At 76.1% G+C, this 3246-nt stretch carries 2 protein-coding genes; one reads left to right on the top strand and one right to left on the bottom strand.

The window, feature by feature from the left end:
- The first annotated feature begins 2 nt into the window (after positions 1 to 2).
- Positions 3 to 989 (top strand): GlxA family transcriptional regulator, encoded by a 987-nt coding sequence (locus ACFV0G_RS37445; protein ID WP_380557708.1) that lies wholly within the window; start codon positions 3 to 5, stop codon positions 987 to 989.
- A gap of 57 nt (positions 990 to 1046) precedes the next feature.
- On the opposite strand, the gene ACFV0G_RS37440 is transcribed toward ACFV0G_RS37445, so the two are convergent.
- Positions 1047 to 2876, bottom strand: a complete 1830-nt coding sequence (locus tag ACFV0G_RS37440) for a glycoside hydrolase family 15 protein (protein WP_380557705.1) — start codon at positions 2874 to 2876, stop codon at positions 1047 to 1049.
- Between the last annotated feature and the right edge of the window lie 370 nt (positions 2877 to 3246).

Below are 3246 nucleotides of genomic sequence, written 5' to 3'. Positions count from 1 at the left end.
GGATCGCGCTCTTCGACGGCGTCCAGCTGCTGGACGTCACCGGCCCCGCCGACGTGTACGCCGCCGCCAACGACCACGGAGCGAACTACCGGCTGCGCACCGCCTCACCGGGCGGCACGCCGGTGCGGACCACCTCCGGCGTGCAGGTCTCCGCGGACCTGGCGCTGGAGGAGGTCGGCGGGCCGATCGGCACGCTCATCATCCCCGGCCGCCCGGATTGGTGGGAGGCGGTGGACGACACCCGGCTGATCGGCCACCTGTCGCGGGTCGCCGGCTCCGCCCGGCGGATCGCCTCGGTCTGCGCGGGCGCCTTCCCGCTGGCGGCCACCGGACTGCTGGACGGGCGCCGGGCGGCCACCCACTGGAAGCTCGCCGGCGACCTGGCCCGGCGCTTCCCCGCCGTGAAGGTGGACCGCGACGCCATCTTCGTCCGGGACGGCCGGGTGATCACCTCCGCCGGGGTCACCTCGGGCATCGACCTGACGCTGTCGCTGGTGGAGGAGGACTTCGGCCCGGAGGTGGCCCGGGCGGCCGCCAAGTACCTGGTGGTCTTCATGGCCAGGCCCGGCGGCCAGTCGCAGTTCAGCGTCCGCCTGACGGCCCGTCAGCCGCACAGCGACACCGTCCGGATGCTGCTGGACGCGGTGGCCGCCGACCCGACCGCGGACCACAGCCGGGCCGCCCGCGCCGCCCGGGCCGGCATCAGCGTCCGCCACCTGACCCGCCTGATCAGCACCGAGACCGGCACGACCGCCGCCCGCTTCGTCGAGCAGATCCGGATCGAGGCGGCCAAGGCCATGCTGGAGAGCGGCAACGACCCGCTGGACGTGGTCGCCCGGCGGTGCGGATTCGGCTCGGTGGAGACCATGCGGCGGGCCTTCGTCCGCGAGGTCGGCATCACCCCCGGCGCGTTCCGGGACCGCTTCCGCACCACCCGCCGCCCGGAGACCCCCGCCGCGCGCGGTGCGGTACCCGTCGGCACGGGCTGAGCCGTCACCGCGCCGGGCAGCCGGTCGGCAGGGGCCCGGCAGGCGCCGGGTCGGGCCTCACTGCGGCGGGCGGTGCACCCCGTCCTGCTCCGCCCTGGCGATCGCCCAGGCCGCGTTCACCAGCCCGATGTGGCTGAACGCCTGCGGGAAGTTGCCCAGCAGCTCGCCGCTGCCCGGGTCGACCTCCTCCGCCAGCAGGCCGACGTCGTTCGCGGCGGACGCCGCCCGCTCGAAGTACCCGCGGGCGGCCTCCGGCTCCCCCGCCATGGCCAGCGCCTGCGCCAGCCAGAACGTGCAGAGCAGGAAGGTGCCCTCCTCCCCCGGCAGGCCGTCGTCGGTGGCCAGGTAGCGGTAGACCAGCCCGTCGGGGCTGGTGAGCCGCTCCCGGACCGCGTCGATCGTGGCGCGCATCCGCGGCGAGTCCGCCGGGGCGAACCCCACGATCGGCATCACCAGCACCGAGGCGTCCAACTGCGCCGAGCCGAAGGACTGGGTGTAGGCGCCCGCCTCCTCGCTCCAGCCCTCCCGCTCGATCGCGGCGCGGATCTCCTCGCGGGCCGCGGTCCACGCCGGGATCCGGTCGGTGGCCCGCAGGTCCTCCGCCAGGTCGATCGCCCGGGCCAGCGCCACCCAGCACATCAGCTTGGAGTAGACGAAGTGCTGCGGTCCGCTGCGCACCTCCCAGATGCCCTGGTCCGGCTCCCGCCAGCGGTCGGCGGCCGCGTCGGCGAGGCCGGCCAGGAACTGCTTGGTCGGATCGTCCAGGCCGCCCAGATAGGCGCGGAGCCGGTGCGCGGCGCTCAGCAGCTCGCCGTACACGTCGAGTTGGCGCTGCTGCCAGGCCCCGTTGCCGACCCGGACCGGCCGGCTGCCCCGCCAGCCCGAGAGGTGGCCCAACTCGCGTTCGGTCAGGTCGCGTTCGCCCCGGATGCCGAACATGATCTGCATATCCGCGCAGTGCGCGGGGTCGTTGGCGGCGGCCTGTGCCATCCAGGCGAAGAACGCCTCGGCCTCGTCCGGGCAGGCCGCGACCCAGAGCGCGTCCAGCGTGAAGGAGGCGTCCCGCACCCAGGCGAACCGGTAGTCCCAGTTGCGCACCCCGCCGACGCTCTCCGGCAGCGAGGTGGTGGGCGCCGCGACGATCGCCCCGGTCGGCTGGAAGGTGAGCGCCTGGAGCACCCGCCCGCTCTGGTACACCAGCGGCGCCCACGGCCCCCGGTACGCCTGGTGCAGCTCGGACCAGGACCGCCACGCGGCCACGGTGTCCGCCACGTGCGCCAGGATCTCCGCCTGCGACCAGAGCCGCGGGGAGCCGCCGGCCGGGGTGTGCTGGAGCGCGAACGCGGCCCGTTCGCCGGTGCGCAGCACCACCCGGGCGCGGGCCCGGTCGGTGATCTCGAACGGCAGCGGGGAGCACAGGCCGAGCGTGTCGGGACCGCCGTGGCAGCGCAGCCCGCCCTCCACCGGGATCAGCAGCGGCCGGATCATCCCGTACTCGGGGCGCGGTGCGAACTCCAGCAGCGCCTCGACGGTGCCCTCGGTGCACTCCAGGACGCGCAGCAGCAGGTGCGGCGAGCCGAGGCCGAGCTCGTGCCCCCGCCGGTCGAGGCCGCAGGCGAGGGCGTCGGTGAGGGTCGCGGTGCCGGTCGGGGTGCGGAACTCGGTGCGGAGCACCATGGTGCGGTCCAGGTAGGCCCGGCTGCTGGTGAACTCGCCGGCGGGCCGGATCGACCAGTGGCCGGCCTCCTGGTCCAGGATCCGGCCGAACACCGACCGCGCGTCGAAACAGGGCAGGCACAGCCAGTCGATCGAGCCGGCGCTGTTGACCAGCGCGGCGGTCTGGCAGTCGGACAGCAGCGCGTAGTCCCCGATCGGCACGTCGCTCACACCGGTACCTCCGCCCAGGTCCCCCGGCCCCGATTCGATTGTCGCCGCCCGGGCCCGGGCGCGCAGCCGAGGCCGGGCCGCGGACGGGTCCGCGGGACCGGCGGGGCTCAGCGGCGGCGGGGCCTCAGGAGCGGCGGCGGGGCTTGCCGCGCTTGGCCGAGCCGGAGCCCGAGCCCGAGGCGCCGCCGCGCGGGCGGCCGCGGCCGGGCCGGCGGGCGCCCGCGGCGCGGGTGCCCGCGGGGGGGGGCGTGCGCGGGCGGCCTAGTCCACCTGGCGGGTTCACGCCCCCCCCCCGCGGCTGGGGACGGAACAGCGCGGCCGGGCTCAGGACGTACGCGATCCGTCCGCGCCTGACGGGCCGGGACCGCAC

This window comes from Kitasatospora sp. NPDC059571 (assembly GCF_042735675.1).
In the GTDB taxonomy this organism is placed as follows: domain Bacteria; phylum Actinomycetota; class Actinomycetes; order Streptomycetales; family Streptomycetaceae; genus Kitasatospora.
This window is presented reverse-complemented; position numbering and strand designations above follow the sequence as displayed.